Raw genomic sequence first — 21,165 nt, forward strand, 5'->3', positions numbered from 1 at the left:
CCTGCCAAGCAACTGAATTCTAAGTGCTGTAACTAACACTAACAGTGCGCAAAAAATAATGATACGGTTACCTACGATGGTAGAGGTGCAAAATTTTCTGGCAAAATATATGCCTGTCCTTTTTTACCCTTTGAATACATCTTCAAAAGCTCCCGAGCCAGAAATTTATCTCAAAGTAAATATTTGCTCGACTGAAACAGCAAAATAAGCCGAAATTCTGAGTGCAATTACCACCGATGGTGTAAAACGCCCGGTTTCTACTGTACTGATGGTTTTTCTAGAAACGCCTATGGCATCTGCTAAGTCTTGCTGAGAAATTTTATGCTGCAATCTAAGTTTGTGAAGATGGTTGTCTAAATCTTCATTCATCAAGACCTTCCTCACGTAGTTTCCACAAAATTAACACACCATGCGTGGCTGCTGCCAAGCCAAGTAATACTTGAAGCATATCCGTAAGCCCAAAGGGAGCTATAAATTCTATAAACCACTTGCTGTCGCCACTATAAGCGAGGAAAATTCCGCCTACTACCATAATGTGACAGGTAGCACGCAAGCTGAACGAACTGACATAATCCACATACTCGTCGTTAAATTTCAGCGCCCAGTAACCTAGACTCGATATATTTTTTGCAAATTTCATCGATTTAAGAACTAACACAATACAATAAATAATACTCACAAATACAATTACATCTAATAGCCAATAGATAACTGAGTTTTTTTCACTAATTACTGTTAAAAACACCTGAGCTAAAAGGAAGAGCGCTAGTACAATACTGATTCTCCCGGTAATTGCTAAATATTTTTGTTCCGTTTCTGGTGGTACTGATAGTGATTTTTCCATCTTTGTGTATATCCCTTTTCTGTTGGCGACGAATTAATGTCGTATTGTGTTGACTGCGTTTAAGGTTACACGTGATACCTAAATACACCAAATGTAACCTTTAGGTATCAATGGTACCTAAAGGTTACATAAAGGCAAGCTTTCTTTTATTTTTAGCTAATATTTGACCAATAACGAGAGACGAAATTTGAAAATGAATGAGGAAATAAACAAAAAACAAACCCGAATTTTCTTGTGCGGGGAAGACCGTTTTACAGGGAAGTCTTATGAGCACCGCAGAGGGTGGGTTGAAGAGAAACTACTGAGTCTAGGCAAGGTATTTTGTATTGATGTGTGTGAGTATGCTGTTATGAGCAACCAGCAAAATGTCAGGAACATTTAACAACAGCGCAGCTGGCCCGAAGGGCGAAAGGCAGGACGCCTGAAGTACACGCACCTAGTGTTGTATGTTGATGATAAAAAAGCGAATCGGCTAAATGATAAAGCGATTGTTATTCGTTGGCACAAGCTGTGTAAAGGCACCGTACTTACGCAAAGATACATACAAGGTGAGAAGCTAAGTAAAACTGAACTTATCTTTTTTAATCAAACAGTAAACCAATACCGTGAACGGCTATCAAGTATTAGCTGGTTTATGCGGCTATTAAATGAAGACATTGCTCGTAAAGCGAATAAAGAAGATAACTGCACCGGCCGATTTTATTCGCTGCCGTCCATGGCGCTCACCCTTCGGGCCGCCTAAGGCGTTCAAAGTTGTTCCTTACAACTTTGTGGGAAGGTCCTTTCTTTAAAATAAAAAGCAGTCATAAGCGCTTCTTAATGAAGCATCATTAGCAGCCTGTATGGCATACGTTGGTTTAAACCCTATCAGGGCCAAAATGGCAAACACGCCAGAAGAGTCATCACATACGAGTGTGCAAAAACGATTAGAAAGCGCAACAGAAGGCAGCAACCAAAACAACTATTAAGATTTTCAGGCATGTCACGTCAAATCATGCCAAAAGGCCTGCCGTTTGAACTTAAATCTTACCTTGAACTGATTGAATTAACAGGGCGTTGTATACGAGAAGGAAAGCGCGGGTATATTGAAAGCACACATTTACCTTTACTAGAAAGAGTCAATATCTCCCCAGAAAACTGGTTAAAACTCACGACACAATTTACGCGCGTATTTCATGGCGCAGTAGGTAGGACGACCTCACAAGAGAGTTACAGTGAACACTTGAGCAGAAAACGGCGTAGCAACGTCAGTAACAGCGAAAAGCTGCTGGCATAAAGTTAAAAGTCCTCAGTAAAAAGTTAAAACTGCAATTATGCAGTTATTTTTATGCGCGTAATTTAGGCTTAAGAGTACTAATAACTTATTTAATGGATGGAATGAAAGCAACCCATTAATAAAAAGTAAATTCATAACCTAAAAAGTAAATTTAGTGGAATAGTGATGTTGGCTCAATTAGAGTGGCTGTCTAATTTGTTTTGATTGAACCAAAATAGGAACTCAGCTATGGTTGATGCATCAATAAACATAAATTTAAAACGAGTTATTCTACAGGCTCTTTAAATTGCAAATGAGGCCAAATTGAAATATCTATCATTCCTACTGCTCTTTGTACCAAGTGCCCATGCTTGTTTTGGCGGCACAAGTAAGGAAGATTACGAATTGATAAAGTCTCAATCTTTAGATCAAATTTATCTAATGGTGGGCTTACTCATTCTAGCGATAATTTTACGTGCGATAACAAACAAGAATAAAATTTGGGTACCGCTACTTATAACTTCAACAAGCATGTACTTCCCATTTGCGAAGTATCAATCGGCTCTATATAACAATGATTGGTGTGGCTGGGGTGTAGTTCATGCATTTCAATTAGGCACAAAAATTATGGTGTGTATTTTTGTGATTGAATTACTTAATTTCTTATATGCAAAGTTTAAAAGAAGAGAAGTAAATGCAATTTAACAAACCAAGTCCCCAGCAAAAAGTTAACACTGCAATTATGCAGTTATTTTTATGCACGTAATTTAGGCTTAAGAGTACTAATAACTTATTTAATGGGTGAAATGAAAGTAACCCAGTAATAAAAGGTAAATTCAAAACCTAAAAAGTAAATTTAGTGGAATAGCTTTGTTGCTTCAATTAGAGTGGCTGTCTAATTTTTTGCTTTAACCGACTATTATCAATCCTTTATTTAAGATGTTAAACGGAGTTTTATATATGATAAGAGTTGCAACCATTGATGACTTAGAAGGGGTTCTAAATTTATACAAGGAACTTCGCCCTTCAGATCCTGATTTAGACGTTAGCTTTGCACAAGATAAGTGGGCTGAGATAATCAATGATCCACAAACACAGATAGTCGTAGCTGAAATAAATGGTGAATTAGCTTCTACATGTGCGTTGGGTATAAATAAAAGTATTGCAAATGGAGCAAGACCATTTGCAATTATAGAGCATGTAATTACTTCAAGTAAGTTTCGTCGGCAAGGGCTAAGTGGGCGCGTGTTGGAATTTGCAATATCTCTGGCGTGGGAAAATAACTGCTGTAAAGTTATGTTATTGTCAGGAGCGCAGCTTAAAGGTGCACATTCTGTTTATGAATCAGTTGGTTTTAAAAGCGGGATAGAAACTGGTTTTGTGATTAAACCAAGTGTTTAATTTATTGGCTGCTTTTAGTGTATTAACATCATGTGATAGGTATTTTATGGCAGTTGACTGGAAAACAATTTAGTCACTTTCATAATTTTTTAGTAAATGGAGTTAATAATGGCTAAATTTTATACTGGTGGTTGTTTATGTGGAAATATTCGTTTTACTGCAAATGGAGATGTGAAAAACCCACATACGTGCTCTTGTAAAATGTGTCAAAGACATTCAGGCTCACTCACGCAGTCATGGGTTGAATTTACAAAGAGCCAAGTAACTTGGGACGGCCCAGGTGGTGAACCGGCGAAATGGAGATCATCTGAATTTTCTAGCCGAAGCTTTTGCCCCGTTTGCGGGAGCACGATAGGAGCAATCGATGATGATCCAATTATCGCTATTGTGTTGGGCGTGTTTGATTCGAATAATAGGGCAGGGCTTAAACCATATGCACATTCGTATAAGTCACAGAGGCCAAAGTGGTGGAAAATTCACATCACCTCTTAGTCCATGACGATAATTATTGTGCTTATCTTAACCATAGTAAAACAGTTCACACAGTTATAAAAAATTATTAACAATGATAAATTTCAAAAGTTTAGTTCAAGCTATCTCTGTGTTAGATAAGACATGATGCATAGGAGTTAAAATGACAATAAGTATGCAGGTGATTAGCCTGATAAGGGCATTAGTAATATTGACTGTGCTGGTCATTCTGGGGGGCTGTGATTGGTTTGATGATAAAGTTGAGGTAACCTCGGCTGAAGCGGCGTATTTATTGCCAGATCGTCACGCTGAGAATGTTAAGTTACAACAACAATCGGCCAGTCAGTTGTCTAATGCTGAACTTTATCAACGTGCGCTTAGCTTGTGGCCAATCGCTTATCGTGAGTTGAGTGTACCGACTTCTCTTGGTCAAGCTCGGGTTATTGTAGCAGGTCCCGCTGATGCTGAGCCGTTAATTCTGTTGCACGGTATGCACGCTAATTCAGCCATGTGGTACCCTAATATTGCCGCGCTGGCAGAACACTATCGCGTTTATGCAATTGATGATCTGCTCGGCTCTGGCGGGTCACGTGCAAGTGCAGATATTAGCGATATGGATCAGGTGGTAAGTTGGTATCAAGAGTTATTTGACCGTTTGCAGTTGAGTTCTTTGCATTTGGTAGGTGCATCTCGTGGTGGTTGGCAAGCGGTCGCCATTACTCTAGCTGAATCTACCCGGGAAAAGTCGCGTATTCAGCGCTTGGTGCTACTAAGTCCTGCGCAAACCTTTGGTTGGATAGAATTAAGTGGCGACTTGCTGGCGAGCATTTTTTTTACTATCAATCCTGATCGCAATGAAGTGCAAGAGAGCTTACAAAGTGTGTCAAGCCGGCCACATATGATTAACCCAATTTATTTAGATCAATATGTAGCAGCACTTGAGGATGATCCTGTTCCGGGTTTGATAACCGAACTACGACCATTTTCGGATCAGCAGTTGCAACAGATTACTTTACCGACATTAGTTTTAATCGGTGATAATGATATGATGAACAACAATGATAGCCTTGAGCGGGCGAAGAAAATACTGGTGCAGGGACACACCAAGCAAATAAAAAATGCGGGGCACTTTTTAACGATTGATCAGGCTGAACAAGTAAATCGCGCTATGTTGAAGTTTTTATCGCGTTAAGTATATACCCCGCAATCTCAAGATGAGAGCGTCGTTGGAATTAAAATCAATAACGCTTAATCCTGTATCTTGAGGTGGTTTAGTCAAAATATTTTAAACTAGTGTATTAAAATGGAAGGCTCACTTATTGTTTATTGTGATAGACACTTTGTGAGGGCTCGTTCTCGCTCTGATTGGTATAATTCATGATTTAGCTAAAGCCAGATATTTGAACATAATACACGGCTTACAAGTTAAGTAAGCCGTGTATTATTGTTATAGTTTTTCAGTAAGCGCTGTAAGTGTTAATCGCTTTGTAATATCTGTATTCATAGACTGCTGCGCAATTATCACTAAGTGATCGACCCTTGCACTTACTTCATTGCATACATTAAGTAAATCATCTATCAAACAGCCAATCGCTCTTACTTCAATAAGCTGCATTTGCTTACGTTGATAGCCGGTTAATGTCGTCAAATTTGTTGCGGCACCAAAATCGCCAAAAAGCACGTTATGGTCTGCGTTTACCATAATATTATGCGCGTATACATCGCCATGACTTATGTTGTTAGCATGTAAATGGGCAAGTGTATGGATCATCTGCTGTGCAATTAAGGTAATTTCATTTGCACTAAAGTCAGTGTTTTTGGTAAAAGTATCGCGGGTGCAGGTTTCAAGTGATGGTGGTAAACCAAGATTTTGATAATCTTTACTGATCAACTCCATAACCAAGCCAAGTTGCAGTGGGTTATTGATATAAGCAAGTACGTTTATAAGATTATTGTGCTCGCCGGCTTGTAAACAGCAACTAACTTCGTCAAGCGGGTAGCCATCACTCGTGATCGCGCCTTTAAATAGCTTTAACGCGACATTATTGTTTTGCCATTTAGCTAAATGAATGATGCCTGATGCGCCTTCACCAATTTGTTCAACTAAAGAAAACGCGTCAAGCTGAGCTTCAGTGAGTGATACTTGCTGTAAACTTTGGGCTTTATTAAAGTCGTTACCTGCAAATGCAAGCCATGTGAGTTTTGGTAATTCAAATAACCAGTCATCAATATGGGTTAAGTTATTGGCTGATAAGCGCACCAGCTCAAGGCTTTTGCAATGTTGCATACTGCATGGCAAGGTTGTTAGTCGATTACCTGCCAGAGCCAGTTTACGAAGCTGCGTAAGTTCGCCAAAAGACTCAGGTAACTGTTCAATATGGTTGTCAGTTAATATTAACCACTGGGTTGAGGTTGGCAAACTATGCTCTGCAAATTCAGTTATTTGATTGCCTTTAAACGCAATCATAATAAGCGAAGGGCATTTAGCTAATACTGACGGAATATGTTTAAACTGATTAAATGATAAAAACACGCGTTTTAGTTTTACGAGGCTAGCAAATTCATCAGGTAGATCAGCTAAGTTATTGTTTGATAAATCGAGTACTTCGAGGGTATCGGCAAGGGTGAAAATTTCGTCTGGAAATGTGGTTAACTCTTCAACTAGTTGTAGACGTGTTGCACCAGCTAATTTACCAGCGCGAAGATCTTCTAGGGTATTCAAAATGCACATCCATTTGTAATTAAAAAATAAAAAGGCCAATTTAGTTGGCCTTAGTAATCATTTTATTCAATAAAATTAAAACTGTGCGTTGTGATATACGTTTTGTACGTCGTCACAATCTTCTAGCATAGCTAAAAAGCGCTCCATTACTTCAACATCTTCACCTTCAATCGGCGCTTCAATTTGTGGAACAAAAGAGATTAAATCTTCGTCAAACTCAGTAATACCCATTTCTTCTAGGGCAGTGCGGGTATTATTGTATTCTGTGTGCGGTGCAAAAACAGTCACTTTACCTGCTTCAACTTCTACGTCAGTAACATCAACGTCTGCCATCATTAACGCTTCAAGCACGGCTTCGTCGTCATCACCGTCAAATACAAAAATTGCAAGGTGATCAAATAAATGAGAAACCGAGTTTTGTGCGCCAATTTTAGCATTGGCTTTAGTAAAGCATACACGTACGTCAGCAAAAGTACGTTTGTTGTTATCGGTTAAGCAATCAACAATAATCATACAGTTACCCGGGCCATAGCCTTCGTAACGTGTTGCTGAGTAATCTTCACCGCCGCCGCCTTTGGCTTTATCGATTGCGCGGTCAATAACGTGCGCAGGTACTTGATCTTTTTTAGCGCGTTCAATTAAACGACGTAGTGATAAGTTGCCATCAGGATCAGTACCGCCATTTTTAGCACAAATATAAATTTCTTTACCGTACTTTGAGTAAACTTTAGTTTTAGCACCCGCAGTTTTAGCCATTGAATCTTTTTTGTTTTGGTAAGCTCTTCCCATCTGCGTTTCGCCTTAAATATGTTTTTGAAAGTATAAATTTTGTTGTGCGGTATTCTATACCCTAGTCGCTTGGAAATACAGAAATCAGTGGCAATTAAAATAGCTTGAGGTGGGGAAGTTGTTTGATTAAGGGACTAAAAAAATATAACCCGCGCTTGCGGGTTATATTATAAAGATCTTTTAATTACCAAATGCGGACACGTTGGTCTTCAGGTAAATACAAAGCGTCACCTGGTTGTACATTAAATGCTTTGTACCATGCGTCGTGGTTACGCGGTACTTGGGCTCTAAAGCGACCTGGTGCATGTGTGCCACCACGTAGTTGGTTTAACATACTTTGTTCGGTGCGTTTTTCTTTCCATACTTGTGCCCATGCAAGGAAGAAGCGTTGATCACCTGTTAGACCATCAATAATAGGCGCATCTTTGCCGTTTAGGCTAAGTTTGTAGGCGTGATATGCCATGGCTAAACCGCCCACATCACCAATGTTTTCACCTAAGCTATTTCGCCCGTTTACAAAGTTTCCAGGAATAGGTTCGTATTGACTGTATTGTGCGGCAAGTTGGTCTGCTTTAGCGTCAAAAGCGGCGCGATCAGCGTCTGTCCACCAGTTACGTTGCACACCATTTTCATCAGATTTTGAACCTTGGTCATCAAAGCCATGGCCCATTTCATGGCCGATAACGGCACCAATACCGCCGTAGTTTACCGCGGCGTCTGCATTTGGATCGAAAAATGGTGGTTGTAAAATGGCTGCTGGGAATACAATTTCATTAAATGAACTGTTGTAATAAGCATTAACACGTTGTGGTGTCATGCCCCAACGGTTGCGGTCTGTTTTCTTAAGTTCTTTTGCAACACTTTCGGCTTGAAAAAACTCACGCATGTTTTTAATGTTGCCAATCAAATCGTTATCGCTAATGCTTAAGCCGTCAAACGATTGCCATACGTCAGGGTAACCAATTTTTGGTACGAAGGCGGCTAATTTTGCACGTGCATTAACTTTGGTTTGTGCACCCATCCAGTCTAGGTTATCAATGCGCTCACCCAATGCCGTGCGTAAATTTTCAACAAGCTCTGACATTTGTTGCTTTGAAGATTCAGGGAAATAACGTGCTACATAGACTTTACCAATAGCAAATCCAAGCGAGTTAGTGCTCGACATTTGGCTGATAGCACGCTTCCAACGTGGGCGAGGCTCTTGTTGTCCGCTTAGTTCTTTACCGTAAAATGCAAAATTAGTATTAAAAATATCTTCAGAGAGTAAATCAGCATTACCGCTTAGGGCATGATACGTTAAATAATCTTTCCATACTGCTAGGTCTTCTTGATTGATCAAGTCAATCATGGCTTTAATTGGCTCTGGTTGAGATACATTTAACTGCGGTACTTTATACCCAGTTTGTGCAAAATATAAATCCCAGTTAAAACCAGGGTACGCTTTAGTAAGTTCTGCGCGGTCGATTTGGTTCAATGTAATATCGCGGTTACGGCGTTTCTCGCGAGGCCAGTGACCTTGTGCAATTTTAGTTTCAAGCGCAAGAATTGCTTGAGCACGAGAGGTTGTGTTGTCTACGTCAGCAAATTTCAACATGTCAGCAATGTGCGCGACATACGCTGCGCGCGTTTTAACAAAGCGCTCTGAATCTTCAAGGTAGAACGAACGATCCGGTAGGCCTAAACCGCCAGCACCTAAAGACATTTCATATTTGTTAGGATCTAAACGGTTAAACCACATACCGCCACCTAACGGAGCTTTTACGCCAGTAAGCCACGATTTACCAAATAGCTCAGTCAGGTCATTCGTTGATGATACAGCGTTGATCTCTGTTAATAGTGGTTTTATCGGTGTTACGCCGAGTTTGTTCAGAGTGTCTGTATCCATATATGCATTGTAGAAATCAGCAACTAATTTCTCTTCAGCATTTAAATCTTTGCGTGCTGCGATTTCTTCGATGATTGTTTTAACGCGTTCTTCACTGCGATCAGCAAGTGCAGAGAATGCACCATAACGAGTTTTATCAGCAGGCATGCTGTAGTTGTCGTACCATGTACCGCTGGCGTACATAAAAAAATCATCACCAGGTTTAACTGCTTCATTACGTGCTGATAAATCAACACCAAAGCTACCTAGCTCTGCTTTTGTTGTAGCAGCAACTATTTGTTGCTCTTGTTTTGTTGTCTCAGGCGTTGAGCAGCCTGTAATAAAGGTGGCAGCTAATGCCGCTGCTATTAGGTTCTTCTTCATTGTGTTGTTCCCCTGAACGTTAACTTTATTAATACGTAAATTTGTGTCTATTTTGATTGTTAAGGAATACTAACAACCAGACAATTTTTTTGAGGCGAATCACCTCTGCGCACGATAAAATAACCAGCCTTTTATGCATTGTCTGATTGTTTTTGCTGTAATTCCCACATGCGGGCATATTCACCTTGCAGGGCGAGTAAGTCATCATGCTTGCCTTGCTCGATGACTTGGCCTGCTTTGAGCACGATTATGGTGTCAGCATCCGTGATAGTGGATAGTCTATGAGCAATGACAATACTTGTATGTTCACTGGCTACTTCACGCATTGCACTGAGTATGGCTTGCTCTGAGTGTGAATCTAAAGCAGATGTTGCCTCGTCAAAAATTAAAATAGGGGATTTTTTTAAAATAGCCCGTGCGATTGCGATACGCTGCTTTTCACCGCCTGATACCTTTAATCCACGTTCACCTACAAGCGTTTGGTCACCTTTATCTAGGCTGTTAATAAACGCCCTTAAATGGGCCATATCAATTGCTTTGTTTATTTCATCTGCGCTGGCATCTGGGCGACCGTATGCAATGTTTTCTACAATAGTGGTGTTAAATAACACGGTATCTTGGGGCACAATAGCAATGGCTTGTCTTAGGCTTGCCAGTGTTACCTTATGGATGGGCTGTTCATCAATATAGATTGCGCCGCTGTTGAGTTCATAAAAACGATAGAGCAGGCGAGCAAGGGTACTTTTACCTGCGCCACTGGCACCGACAACGGCGACTTTACTTCCTGCTGGCACGTTAAAACTCAACTCATTCAAAATTGGCCGATCGCTGTCATAATGAAACTTAACATTTTCAAAGCGAATAGCGCCTTGTGTTAATGTTAAAGGTTCTGCTCCAGGACCATCATTAATGCTTGGTTTACGTGTTAATAGCCCTAGCATGTTTTCAAGATCAGTGAGGGCGCGGCGTATTTCTCTGTACACAAACCCTAAAAAGTTCAGAGGTAAAAATAGTTGGATCATGTAGGCGTTGATCATCACTAATTCACCAATTGTTAGTGTGCCAGTGACGACCTCTAACGCGCCTAGCCACATGAGTACCGTGATAGCTGCGGCGATGATCAAGGCTTGGCCAGAATTAAGCGCAAGTAACGATAAGCGATTTTTTAATCGTGCTTGTTCCCAACGTGCTAAAAAAGTGTCGTATGTTGAGGCTTCATATTCTTCGTTATTAAAATATTTTACCGTTTCGTAATTTAGTAAGCTGTCTATCGCACGGGTATTGCTGTTGTTATCTGCTTGATTAGCTTCACGAATAAAGCGGTTTCGCCATTGTGTAACGACCACTGTAAAAGTGATGTAAAGTGCAACTGCGAGTAAGGTGACTAACGCAAACCAAGGCGAAAATAAAGTAGCAAAAATAACAGCGACTATCAGAATTTCAAATAGCGTAGGTATAATATTAAACATTAAAAATCGCATTAAGAAACTCAACCCGCTGGTACCGCGTTCAATGTCACGGCTTATACCGCCAGTTTGTCTATCAAGATGAAATGCCAGCTCTAATGAGTGCAGGTGCTTAAATACTTTTAAACCAATATGACGCATGGCATGCTCAGTGACGCGGCCAAACAAGGCATCGCGTACTTCACCAAAAAATACGCTTGCAAAGCGCAGCCCACCGTACAGTAATAGTAATGCGACTGGCACTAGCATAATGTCTTGTAGGTTAGCATCTACGCTGTCGATTATTTCTTTCAGCGCCCATGGCATAAGTAAAGTTGCACCTTTTGCGGCAATCAAAGCTAATGCAGCAAGTGTTACACGGCCTTTAAATACCACAAGGTATGGCCACAATGTAAGAATGCTTTGTTTTAGGTTCATTGCATCTGGATGTTTACTCGTTTGCGTACGTTTGCCCATACCGCGCATGATTTTCCCTTGAAAGTTAAATAGAGCTATTGAATTTTACTAATAGACACCCAATAATAGTGGGGTAACTTACTTTAGATTAAAAAATGACTCAACTTCGCTTATTTATCACTGCTTTAATTTTATTTGCTGCGCTATTTAGTGTGCAGGCAAATGCTGTTGACGGTAATAACGATGTTGTGCAAAAGAATAATGTTAACGTGCTGTCTGTGTTAGATAATACACCAGATAGTATTATAAACTCCTACCTATCTGTTTCAAAATCTGCATTTGTAAAAAATAGCGTTAAAAAACAGCCTGAAGATTTAGGTTTTAAAGCTTTACAGCCTCGTTTAACAGCAAATAACTCATCTTTGTTTTTATATCAACGTCAAGTTGAACCAAACTATGAAACTATATTTGAATTTTTTGCCCCTAGTCTTGCGCGTGAGCTTTATTTACGCCCCCTTGAGCCACCCATTATATCTCCTTGGTTTATTGTTTATGAAGGCAAAAAGTCACGTATAAGCGGCTGGAAAGACGCAAATTTACAATATAGTGCAACGCGTACCTACCATATTTAATTCTTCTTTATAATTTTTCAGTTTGAACAACAAATAAATTAATGCGCCTGCATGGCGTGAAATCGGTGCGCGCGCCGGTTTAAAGGACGAATTATGTTAAAAAAATCATTAAAGAAACCGCTATTACAGCGTTTTAAAACTAGCTATGTAGCAATGTTCATTGCACTACTATTATTAGCTGTTAGTGCGTTACCAAATTTATACCCCTCTAAGTCATGGCTTAATATCTCTATTGAGAGTCAGTCGCAGTTAATTAAGAATATACCTTCACAAAAATCAGTCATCGACTTTTTAAATCAGCATAACTTTATGGTTGATCAATCCACCTTGGGGTCAAAATCGGATTCATCCTCTATTAATGTGTTGCTGCAAGTGCCTACCAAAAGTGCGGCAGCGCAGCGGGCATTGAAAAGTGAATATCCTTATTTTGATGTAAAAATAGTAACTCATCAAACAAGCCCTGCTTGGTTACAACAGCTTGGTTTAGAACCGATAAAGTTAGGCCTAGATTTAAACGGAGGTGTATTGTTTGTTTTGGATGTGGATTTAGTAAAAGCGCAACAAGAGCAGCTAGATAGCGCTTACGAGCAAACAAAAAGCATTATTCGTGATGAAAAAGCACGGGGTGTTCGAGTGCAAAAAAACGAACAAGGTTTTGAGCTACATGCTTTACGCAGTGCAAAAGAGAGCTTGATTGGCGTACAAGCGCAAGTACTAAAACGTTTTCAGCGCTTAGTTGCAACTAAGCAAACACAAGGAAGTATGACCACAGTGGCGTTTAGTTTTAGTGAACAAGGAAGTAGCACTTTTAATAAAGAGGTTATGAGTCAAACATTAACAACGCTTAGAGGGCGCATTGAGGAGCTTGGTATCACCGAAGCACTCACACAACGCCAAGGCAAGCAGCGCATTAGGATTGAATTACCTGGTGTGCAAGATCCTGCAGAAGCTAAGCGAATTATTGGCGCTACGGCATCTCTTGATTTTTATCAGCTAAAAGAGATCGGCGGTAAAACCTTTAACCTACAAAATGGCGGGACGATTAATTTAGATCCCATTGTTATTTTTTCAGGCCAGCATATTAATAATGCTCACTCTGGGCGAGATGAATGGGGGAAACCTTTGGTGCAATTGAGCTTAGATAACCAAGGTGGGGAGGCGATGTCAGCGTTTTCAAAACGCAATATCGGTAAGCCAATGGCCACTGTGTATTCTGAATATTATAAAAATGCGCAGGGTGAGGTGGTCAAAAAAAGCGAAGTGATAAATGTGGCAAATATTGCTCAGCATTTAAGTCGTCAATTCAGTATTACTAATATGCAAAGCCCACAAGCAGCGCAAGACTTAGCATTGTTACTACGTGCAGGTTCATTAACTGCGCCTGTCACAATTGTGCAAGAACAAACGATTGGGCCAAGTCTTGGCGCTGAAAACATCACGAATGGTTTAGCTGCGCTGATGCTGGGAATGGGGATCACACTTGCTTTTATGGCTATTTGGTATCGTGGCTTAGGGCTGGTGGCTAATGTCGCACTGGTGCTTAATTTAACAGCTTTGGTTGGCTTAATGTCACTGTTACCAGGGGTTGTGTTGACCTTGCCTGGGATCGCGGGTTTAGTACTGACCATTGGTATGGCTGTAGATACGAATGTGATTATTTTTGAACGTATTAAAGAAGAGCGTCGTAAAGGGCGTGCACCATATCAAGCGATAGAGCAGGGTTATCAGCAAGCATTTACAACTATTTTTGATGCCAATATTACGACCATGATCACTGCAATTATTTTATTTAGCATTGGTTACGGGCCGATTAAAGGCTTTGCGATCACGCTTGCGCTTGGTCTGATTACGAGTGTATTTACAGGTGTTTATGTTTCAAAGGCGTTAAGCCAAGCTGTGTATCTTAAATTAACGAGCAAAACAGGAGCACAGGCATGAAAAAAACTTACTCTAAAATAAAAACGGGCACCACCTTACGCTTATCGGGTTTAGTATTTAGCATTTTACTTATTATTTTTTCAGTGACGGGTATTGCGACAAAAGGGCTCAATTTTGGTCTTGATTTTACAGGTGGTTATTTAACTGAATTTACGACATCAATAGCGATGAGTGAAGCTCAAATGGCGCAGAAGCTAAGCCATTACCACCCCGATGAGTTTACTTTAAGTGCGCAATCTAACCAACATTTTCAATTAAGAGAATCAGCGCAGGCAAGCAATACGCCATGGCTACAATCATTAACGCAAGACGATACGTTAGGTGTTCAGGTTGTGTCATCGTCTTATTTAGGCTCGCAAGTTGGTGACGAGTTATTTGATGAAGGTCTTTTCGCGTTGTTCTGTGCAATGGTTGCGGTCATGATTTATTTGGCACTGCGGTTTGAGTGGCGTTTAGCATTGGGCGCGGTGGTTGCCTTAATGCATGATGTAATTGTCGTAGTGGGTATTTTTGCATGGCTGCAACTTGATTTTAATTTAACGGTATTAGCAAGCTTGTTAGCCATTATTGGTTATTCATTAAATGATTCAATTATTGTGGCTGATAGGGTGCGTGAATTGTTACGCTTAGATACAAAAATGCAAAAAACCAGTGTTAATACTGTTATTAACGAGTCAATTAAAAGCACCTTAACGCGTACTTTGATCACCTCAGGAACGACACTGGCGACAGTTGCAAGCGTATGGCTATTAGCGGGAGCGCCATTAGAAGGTTTTGCAATTGCACTATTTACAGGGATATTAGTAGGGACGTTATCCTCTATTTGTATTGCGGTGACATTGCCGCAATTACTAGGTTTAACACATGAGGATTATCAAACTAAATTGGATGAAAAAAGCCAAACTTTGCTAGATATGCCTTAAAGTAAATAAAAACCGCAGCGAATAAGCTGCGGTTTTTAGTATTATGACTATTAACTAAGGTTAATAGTAACGACTTCGGCAGTATCTTGCTGCGAGTCTTGTGAAGGCTGTTTTGGGATCTCAGGTTTATCTAATGCGATATCCCCACCGTCAATCACTTCACCCGTTTTTAAATTCTTAAAATCAAATAATTTATTATCCGCTAAGTGCGATGGGGTGACATTTTGCATCGCAGTAAAAATACTTTCAACACGCCCTGGGTGCTCTATATCCCACTGAGCTAGCATTGCTTTGGTATGTTTACGTTGTAAGTTTTCTTGCGAACCACACAAATTACATGGAATGATAGGGTATGCTTGACTGATGGCGTATTGTTCTATATCAGCTTCTTTACAATAAGCTAGCGGACGAATAACCATGTGCTCGCCGTTATCGCTCATTAATTTAGCTGGCATACTTTTAAGTTTTCCGCCGTAGAACATGTTTAAGAACAGTGTTTCAATCATGTCGTCACGGTGATGGCCTAACGCTATTTTGGTAGCGCCCATTTCGTTTGCAGTGCGGTATAAAATACCACGGCGTAAACGCGAACATAAAGAGCAGGTGGTTTTGCCTTCAGGAATAATATCAGTGACGATGCTGTAGGTATCTTCTTCAACAATCTTATATTCTATATCTTGAGTATCTAAGTACTCAGGTAACACATGTTCAGGAAACCCTGGTTGCTTTTGATCAAGGTTAATAACAAACAGCTCGAACTTGATTGGTGCAACACGTTGGAGATGTTTAAGCATATCAAGTAGGGTGTAACTATCTTTGCCACCAGATAGGCAGACCATGATACGGTCGCCTTCTTCAATCATATTGAAGTCCATAACCGCTTGACCGGTTTGACGACGTAAGCGTTTTTGTAACTTAGATAAGCTGTGTTGAGCTTTGGCTTGAACAGAATGCGACATTACGCCCCCTTGTGAACTATGCGTAAAAATAAGGGGCGCATTATACGCCGAAAGCAGCAATGCTCAAAACATATTTATAGCTTAATTTTTTGTTAATGGGCTGACGTAGCCATCGGGTTTAAGCGCTAATACATCGCAATCGAGGCTATCGATTACATGCTCGGCTGTATTTCCCACTAATGCAGCGCTTAACCCTGTGCGCCCTACAGTACCAATAACCACTAATTCGCTATTTAAACGCGCAGCAACATCAGGAATAACATCTTCGGGTAAGCCTTCTTCAATGGCACACGCTTGGTGTGAAATATTATGTTTGCTAGCCAGCGCATGTGTGGATTCTATATGATGTTTTTTGACTGATTCGTTATATACGCTTGGGTTGAACTCAGGTATTTCGATCGCAATGTTTACAGGCGTTGCTGGATAAGCATTCACAAGGCTTAATTTTGCGTTAGCAAGTTCACATAAAAATTGGGCATCTTTAATAATTCGGTTGTTAAGTGCAAGATGCTGTTCATTCTCACTAATTGCGTTTACGGCTGCAAGAATATTCCCGTTCTCTGGCCACGCATGTTCTTTTACGAGTAACACAGGTGCTGGGCATTTTCGGATCAAGTGCCAGTCGGTTGGGGTAAAAATAACAGATTTAAGGGTGTCATGTTTATGCGTGCCTTTAATGACGATATCAAATTGCTCGCTGATCACTGTATCTATAATGGCTTCATAAGAGCGATTATGCCAAACAACTTTATTTTGTATTTTAATGTCAGGATATTGGGCTAAAATTTCATCAAGCCATGCTTGGCGATCTTTAACCACGGCATTACGCATTGCTTCGCGCTCATCGCCAGAGAGCATAGTTGTCATTTCATATGAAAAGTCGTAAATGCTCATAAAAGCAGTGATAACGGCACCAGACTTTTTGGCTAAATCAATAGAGCGAGATAAACCATGCTGAGAATCAACGGTTGGGTCAATAACGGCAAGTATGCGTTTGAGGGTGTTCATGAGCTGTTCCTTAACTACTGTATACCTATCGAAGGATATAATTTACATTTCAGACTCATTAGAGTGTAACGTAAATAGCGAGTAGTTAAAGTAACAGCATACTTTATGTTGTGCTAGATCAAGGTTTATTTCGGGTGGATAGCTGCGGCATCACGTAATCCATCACTATCGAGGATTGTAATGAACTTACCCTCAACTTTTATTAGGTCTGCTTTTTGAAAGCGGCTTAACAGTCGGCTAATTGTTTCGACAGTAAGACCTAGATAATTACCAATTTCACCTCTTGTCATCGTAAAGCGAAACTCTTTACGCGAAAAGCCACGCTCACCAAAACGATTTGATAAATTATAAATAAAACTAGCTAAACGTTCTTCAGCAGACTTTTTATTTAGTAGCAACAACATTTCTTGATCATAGTTAATTTCATTGCTCATTAAACGCATAATTTGTTGACGTAGTTTAGGCAATTTACCTGACAGTTCATCTAATGTATCAAATGGAATTTCGCATACCATTGAAGTTTCTAGTGCTTGCGAAAAGCTTTGGTGGGCCATTTTATTGATAGCATCAAAACCAACTAAATCACCGGCTAAGTGAAATCCTGTTATTTGTTCATCGCCTTGCTCAGATAAAGTATATGACTTAAATGAACCTGAACGAACAGCAAAAATGGCATTTAAACGCGCACCTGATTCAAATAAAAAGTCGCCTTTGTGCAGCGGTTTTTTACGTTCGATGATTTCATCAAGTTTATCCATTTCTTGACCATTGAGTGTAAAAGGTAAGCATAATTGACTGATACTGCAATTGTTACAGCTAATCGTGCAGTTAGTCTTTGCTTTATTGTGTGATAAATTCATCTGTTATATCCATAAAATGTCGGCGCACTAGTCCCTTTAGATTAATGCACTAGCTTGTCAGTTGCAATAATAAGTAGATAAACGCCATACCAAATCAGCAGGCTGCCCATCGTTATCCGCGCCCAAGGGTGATTAAGTAGCTTATGCAATGCTTGTGCGCCCATACCTATACTGAGCATCGCAGGGAAGGTGCCTAGAGCAAAAAATAGCATAACCAGCGCGCCTTCAAATGCGCTATTGCCGGTCATCGCCCAAGTTAATGCAGAATACACTAAGCCACACGGTAACCATCCCCATAATGCGCCGTAACCTAGGGCTTTAGGAAGTGAGTTAATAGGCATTAAAAATTTATTTAGTTTAACAATATGCTGCCATACCATTACTTTTCCGAGCGATTCTAGCCATTTCAAACTTGCACCTAAACGCATTACGTAAAGGCCAACTAAAATCATAAAAAGTCCACTTAAAAATGCCAATGCAAGAGAAAGCCAATGGCTTTGATTAGCGAAATGGCTGCTTAAACCCGCTACAAGTGCACCTGCGGCCATGTAACTGGCAGCTCGACCAAGGTTGTAGGCGATTGAAAAGTAGACTGGTTTTGTTTTATCAGTTGCAAGCTGTAAAGAGCTGGCAATACCACCGCACATAGCTATGCAGTGGCCACTACCAATGAGACCCATCACAAATGCACTAATAAATAGAGGGTCAATCATTACTTTTGTTATGTTGTTCTTTATCATCTTCAAACAAGATACTATGGCCTTGTTTATTTAAATCAGAAAACTGTTCGCCACGGACAGCCCAGAAAAAAACACCAATTGCGATCATAACGAATAATATAGCAATTGGAATTAGGATATAAATTATACTCATAACTTTAATAACCTCAGGGAGTTACAGATCACAATAATGGAACTTGTGGACATACCAATCACTGCCATCCAAGGCGCTACTAAGCCCAATGCTGCAAGTGGCAGGATAGAGCCATTATAAAGCAACGACAGTGCTAAGTTTTGTTTAATTATCCGCCGTGTTTTTTTAGATACGATAAGCAAATGTTCAATTGCGGCTAAGTCACTGTTAAGTAAAACTACGTCAGCTGTATTTTTTGAAATATCAGCACCTGTATCCATTGCAATTGACAAGTGGGCGCTGTTAAAGACAGGACTGTCGTTTACGCCGTCGCCGACCATAGCAACAATTTCATTTTGCTTTGACCAAAGTTCAACTTCACTTTGTTTATCTTGAGGCAGACAACCTACTTTGAAACTATCCAACTTTAACCTTTGAGCAATCTGTTGCCCCGCACTCGACGCATCTCCTGTTAACATATGGCATGTTAAGCCTTGAGCTTGCAAAGAGGCGATTAAGGGTGCTGCATTGTCTTTTACTTCATCAATAAAGTAAAAATTTGCGACAGGCTGTTTATCAACATAAAAAGTTGCTTGTGCATTACATTTACTGTTATCGAACCAGCCACTCTTACCGATAGCGTAATGATGATTATCATCGTGACCAGAAATACCAAGCCCTGGGTGCACGTTAATATCATATAAATGGCGCTGCTCAGGTGTGTACTTATTAAATGCTGTCGCGATAGGGTGCTCTGAATAGCTTTCAAGTTGAGCAGCAAGAGCCAATACTTGTTGTTTAGAGATACTATCAACCAATAAATCAACAGAGTCTATACTGAAACGCCCTTGAGTTAATGTGCCTGTTTTATCAAATGCAACACGTGTTAATTGTGGTAATGTTTCAAGTACATGAGCTTGTTTTATCAGTATCCCTTTGCGAGTTAACGTTGCGACTGCACAGGTCAATGCGGTTGGAATAGCTAAACTCAACGCACAAGGACATGTTGCGACAAGCACAGCAATAGTGATCCAAAACGCATGTGCGGGGTCAACTTGATACCAACCAATGGCTGTTAATGAAGCAAAAACTAATAAACAAGCGACAAACCACTGCGCAACTTTATCTGTTATTTCAACTAACTTAGGGCGTGTGGCGAGTGCGCTGTGTTGTAGTTTAATGATTTGGTTAAGTAAGGTATTTTGGCCTATCTTGTTTATTTCAATAGTGATCACACCATCATGATTTACAGTGCCAGCAAATACTTGATGGTCAATGTATTTCTTAACAGGTAAATGCTCTCCCGTCATCATGGATTCGTCAACCGTTGTGGTGCCCGAGCAGATAACGCCATCGGCTGGAATGGTTTCACCAGGCTTTATTAACACGCGATCATTTAGCTTTAATTTTTTAGCCGCAATTATATGTTCTTGGTCGTCTTTATCTAACGTGCGAGCGGTTAAAGGTAATAGTTTTTGTAAGTTCGCAGTAAATTCACTTGCTTTGAGACGAGCGCGAAACTCTAGATATTTACCGAGTAAAAGTAAGAAGGTAAACATGCAAATAGATTCAAAGTATACTTCACCGACTTGCATAACTGTGGCGTAACTACTGGCAATATAAGCACCAAATATTGCTAATGATACGGGCAAATCCATATTCAATTGTTTTGCTTTAAGGCCATTAATCGCATTAGTTAAAAAGGGTAACGCACTATATAAAATAACAGGGGAGGCAAGGATTAGGCTGATCCAGCGGAAATATTGCTCAAAATTTTCTTCCATGCCTGAAAACATACCGAAGTACATTGCAAATGCAAACATCATCACTTGCATTGTCATCAAACCAGCGACACCTAATCGGCGTATATAGGCTTTAGCAACTAACTGTTTTTGATTTGCTTCTATATCAGCTTGAAAAGGGTAGGCTTTATAGCCAATTTCCATTAATGATTTGATTAATTCACTTAGTGGAGTACGTTCTTTGTCCCATTGGATCATAGCGCGATTAGTTGATGTATTTACATCGACTCGTTTAATCGCCGGTATATTTAATAATTGTTTTTCAATTAGCCACGCACAAGCTGCGCACGTAATCCCTTCAACAGTTAGTAATACCTCACTAATATCATTAGTCTGAGATATAAATTCGTCTTGAATATCGGGGTTATCATAACTGGTGATGAAGGCCAATTGCTCTGGAACGAGCTGCTGAACTTTACCTGCTCGAACAGTCCTAAATTTATAATAGTCAGTCATACCTTGACTGACTATTGTCTCGGCTACTGTTTGGCAGCCAATGCAGCACATTGGTTGTTCGCTACCGTCAATATTAACGGTAGCGCTAAAGCCTGAAGGCACACTTTCAAGGCAATGAAAGCAATTATTAGACATAATACTTG

At 40.1% G+C, this 21,165-nt stretch carries 19 protein-coding genes and 1 pseudogene; 8 read left to right on the forward strand and 12 right to left on the reverse strand.

The genetic code is table 11. The features are described 5' to 3' along the window. Positions 1-165 precede the first annotated feature (165 nt). Complete coding sequence (locus tag HH219_RS20090; RefSeq protein ID WP_169328447.1) at positions 166-369, reverse strand: helix-turn-helix transcriptional regulator; 204 nt, start codon at positions 367-369, stop codon at positions 166-168. Then, entirely contained in the window at positions 362-844 is a 483-nt protein-coding gene (locus HH219_RS20095; RefSeq protein WP_169328448.1) for a hypothetical protein, read from the reverse strand. Before HH219_RS20095 ends, HH219_RS20090 begins: the two co-directional genes overlap by 8 nt. A 193-nt stretch (positions 845-1,037) precedes the next feature. Between HH219_RS20095 and HH219_RS20100 the strand changes: the two are divergent. The 5 genes and pseudogenes from HH219_RS20100 (at position 1,038) to HH219_RS20120 (ending at position 5,163) form a co-directional block, all read left to right on the forward strand. After that, positions 1,038-2,120: pseudogene (locus HH219_RS20100) on the forward strand (transposase). Positions 2,121-2,504: 384 nt separating this feature from the next. Continuing rightward, positions 2,505-2,804, forward strand: coding sequence for a hypothetical protein (locus tag HH219_RS20105; RefSeq protein ID WP_169328449.1), 300 nt, complete (start codon positions 2,505-2,507; stop codon positions 2,802-2,804). A gap of 255 nt (positions 2,805-3,059) precedes the next feature. Next, positions 3,060-3,500, forward strand: coding sequence for a GNAT family N-acetyltransferase (locus tag HH219_RS20110; RefSeq protein ID WP_169328450.1), 441 nt, complete (start codon positions 3,060-3,062; stop codon positions 3,498-3,500). 108 nt (positions 3,501-3,608) lie between these two features. Continuing rightward, positions 3,609-3,992 carry a GFA family protein gene (locus HH219_RS20115; protein ID WP_169328451.1) on the forward strand — a complete coding sequence of 128 codons (384 nt, stop codon included), beginning with the start codon at positions 3,609-3,611 and terminating at the stop codon, positions 3,990-3,992. Positions 3,993-4,134: 142 nt separating this feature from the next. Beyond that, the gene (locus HH219_RS20120; RefSeq protein WP_169328452.1) at positions 4,135-5,163 is read left to right on the forward strand and encodes an alpha/beta hydrolase; all 1,029 of its coding nucleotides are present in this window, start codon (positions 4,135-4,137) and stop codon (positions 5,161-5,163) included. 255 nt (positions 5,164-5,418) lie between these two features. On the opposite strand, the gene HH219_RS20125 is transcribed toward HH219_RS20120, so the two are convergent. The 4 genes from HH219_RS20125 to HH219_RS20140 all read right to left on the reverse strand — a co-directional run bounded on the left by HH219_RS20125 (position 5,419) and on the right by HH219_RS20140 (position 11,613). Next, positions 5,419-6,693, reverse strand: a complete 1,275-nt coding sequence (locus tag HH219_RS20125) for a leucine-rich repeat-containing protein kinase family protein (RefSeq protein WP_169328453.1) — start codon at positions 6,691-6,693, stop codon at positions 5,419-5,421. A 75-nt stretch (positions 6,694-6,768) separates the two neighbouring features. Continuing rightward, positions 6,769-7,482, reverse strand: coding sequence for a YebC/PmpR family DNA-binding transcriptional regulator (locus HH219_RS20130; protein WP_054203503.1), 714 nt, complete (start codon positions 7,480-7,482; stop codon positions 6,769-6,771). Positions 7,483-7,666: 184 nt separating this feature from the next. Beyond that, complete coding sequence (locus tag HH219_RS20135) at positions 7,667-9,730, reverse strand: M13 family metallopeptidase (RefSeq protein ID WP_169328454.1); 2,064 nt, start codon at positions 9,728-9,730, stop codon at positions 7,667-7,669. 131 nt (positions 9,731-9,861) lie between these two features. Then, on the reverse strand, positions 9,862-11,613 hold the full coding sequence (locus tag HH219_RS20140) for an ABC transporter ATP-binding protein/permease (protein ID WP_054203677.1): 1,752 nt from the start codon (positions 11,611-11,613) through the stop codon (positions 9,862-9,864). Positions 11,614-11,747: 134 nt separating this feature from the next. On the opposite strand from HH219_RS20140, the gene HH219_RS20145 reads away from it, so the two are divergent. From HH219_RS20145 to secF, 3 genes are all read left to right on the forward strand, one after another. Then, the gene (locus tag HH219_RS20145) at positions 11,748-12,224 is read left to right on the forward strand and encodes a hypothetical protein (protein WP_054203505.1); all 477 of its coding nucleotides are present in this window, start codon (positions 11,748-11,750) and stop codon (positions 12,222-12,224) included. Between the two features lie 93 nt (positions 12,225-12,317). Further along, complete coding sequence (gene secD / locus HH219_RS20150; protein ID WP_169328455.1) at positions 12,318-14,162, forward strand: protein translocase subunit SecD; 1,845 nt, start codon at positions 12,318-12,320, stop codon at positions 14,160-14,162. Then, positions 14,159-15,085 (forward strand): protein translocase subunit SecF, encoded by a 927-nt coding sequence (gene secF / locus HH219_RS20155; RefSeq protein WP_169328456.1) that lies wholly within the window; start codon positions 14,159-14,161, stop codon positions 15,083-15,085. The genes secD and secF overlap by 4 nt, the downstream gene beginning before the upstream one ends. Before the next feature lie 50 nt (positions 15,086-15,135). On the opposite strand, the gene ttcA is transcribed toward secF, so the two are convergent. The 6 genes from ttcA to HH219_RS20185 form a co-directional block, all read right to left on the reverse strand. After that, positions 15,136-16,044, reverse strand: a complete 909-nt coding sequence (gene ttcA, locus HH219_RS20160; RefSeq protein WP_054203508.1) for a tRNA 2-thiocytidine(32) synthetase TtcA — start codon at positions 16,042-16,044, stop codon at positions 15,136-15,138. Between the two features lie 81 nt (positions 16,045-16,125). Further along, complete coding sequence (gene uspE / locus HH219_RS20165) at positions 16,126-17,052, reverse strand: universal stress protein UspE (protein ID WP_169328457.1); 927 nt, start codon at positions 17,050-17,052, stop codon at positions 16,126-16,128. A 125-nt stretch (positions 17,053-17,177) separates the two neighbouring features. Beyond that, positions 17,178-17,912 carry an FNR family transcription factor gene (locus HH219_RS20170; protein WP_054203510.1) on the reverse strand — a complete coding sequence of 245 codons (735 nt, stop codon included), beginning with the start codon at positions 17,910-17,912 and terminating at the stop codon, positions 17,178-17,180. A 41-nt stretch (positions 17,913-17,953) separates the two neighbouring features. Then, complete coding sequence (locus tag HH219_RS20175) at positions 17,954-18,625, reverse strand: sulfite exporter TauE/SafE family protein (RefSeq protein WP_169328458.1); 672 nt, start codon at positions 18,623-18,625, stop codon at positions 17,954-17,956. Beyond that, positions 18,618-18,785: a cbb3-type cytochrome oxidase assembly protein CcoS gene (gene ccoS, locus HH219_RS20180; protein WP_054203512.1), complete on the reverse strand. Its 168-nt coding sequence runs from the start codon at positions 18,783-18,785 to the stop codon at positions 18,618-18,620. The genes HH219_RS20175 and ccoS overlap by 8 nt, the downstream gene beginning before the upstream one ends. Further along, positions 18,782-21,157 carry a heavy metal translocating P-type ATPase gene (locus HH219_RS20185; RefSeq protein WP_169328459.1) on the reverse strand — a complete coding sequence of 792 codons (2,376 nt, stop codon included), beginning with the start codon at positions 21,155-21,157 and terminating at the stop codon, positions 18,782-18,784. Before HH219_RS20185 ends, ccoS begins: the two co-directional genes overlap by 4 nt. Positions 21,158-21,165: the final 8 nt, after the last annotated feature.

The organism is Pseudoalteromonas sp. NEC-BIFX-2020_015 (assembly GCF_012952265.1).
Taxonomy (GTDB): Bacteria; Pseudomonadota; Gammaproteobacteria; order Enterobacterales; family Alteromonadaceae; genus Pseudoalteromonas; species Pseudoalteromonas neustonica.

Excerpts from the sequence above, each read along its gene's own strand:
- HH219_RS20090 (WP_169328447.1), bottom strand. The coding sequence starts at position 369 with ATGAATGAAGATTTAGACAACCATCTTCACAAACTTAGATTGCAGCAT.
- HH219_RS20095 (WP_169328448.1), bottom strand. The coding sequence starts at position 844 with ATGGAAAAATCACTATCAGTACCACCAGAAACGGAACAAAAATATTTA.
- HH219_RS20110 (WP_169328450.1), top strand. The coding sequence starts at position 3,060 with ATGATAAGAGTTGCAACCATTGATGACTTAGAAGGGGTTCTAAATTTA.
- HH219_RS20115 (WP_169328451.1), top strand. The coding sequence starts at position 3,609 with ATGGCTAAATTTTATACTGGTGGTTGTTTATGTGGAAATATTCGTTTT.
- HH219_RS20120 (WP_169328452.1), top strand. The coding sequence starts at position 4,135 with ATGACAATAAGTATGCAGGTGATTAGCCTGATAAGGGCATTAGTAATA.
- HH219_RS20130 (WP_054203503.1), bottom strand. The coding sequence starts at position 7,482 with ATGGGAAGAGCTTACCAAAACAAAAAAGATTCAATGGCTAAAACTGCG.
- HH219_RS20135 (WP_169328454.1), bottom strand. The coding sequence starts at position 9,730 with ATGAAGAAGAACCTAATAGCAGCGGCATTAGCTGCCACCTTTATTACA.
- HH219_RS20140 (WP_054203677.1), bottom strand. The coding sequence starts at position 11,613 with ATGAACCTAAAACAAAGCATTCTTACATTGTGGCCATACCTTGTGGTA.
- HH219_RS20145 (WP_054203505.1), top strand. The coding sequence starts at position 11,748 with ATGACTCAACTTCGCTTATTTATCACTGCTTTAATTTTATTTGCTGCG.
- secD (WP_169328455.1), top strand. The coding sequence starts at position 12,318 with ATGTTAAAAAAATCATTAAAGAAACCGCTATTACAGCGTTTTAAAACT.
- secF (WP_169328456.1), top strand. The coding sequence starts at position 14,159 with ATGAAAAAAACTTACTCTAAAATAAAAACGGGCACCACCTTACGCTTA.
- ttcA (WP_054203508.1), bottom strand. The coding sequence starts at position 16,044 with ATGTCGCATTCTGTTCAAGCCAAAGCTCAACACAGCTTATCTAAGTTA.
- uspE (WP_169328457.1), bottom strand. The coding sequence starts at position 17,052 with ATGAACACCCTCAAACGCATACTTGCCGTTATTGACCCAACCGTTGAT.
- HH219_RS20170 (WP_054203510.1), bottom strand. The coding sequence starts at position 17,912 with ATGAATTTATCACACAATAAAGCAAAGACTAACTGCACGATTAGCTGT.
- HH219_RS20175 (WP_169328458.1), bottom strand. The coding sequence starts at position 18,625 with ATGATTGACCCTCTATTTATTAGTGCATTTGTGATGGGTCTCATTGGT.
- ccoS (WP_054203512.1), bottom strand. The coding sequence starts at position 18,785 with ATGAGTATAATTTATATCCTAATTCCAATTGCTATATTATTCGTTATG.
- HH219_RS20185 (WP_169328459.1), bottom strand. The coding sequence starts at position 21,157 with ATGTCTAATAATTGCTTTCATTGCCTTGAAAGTGTGCCTTCAGGCTTT.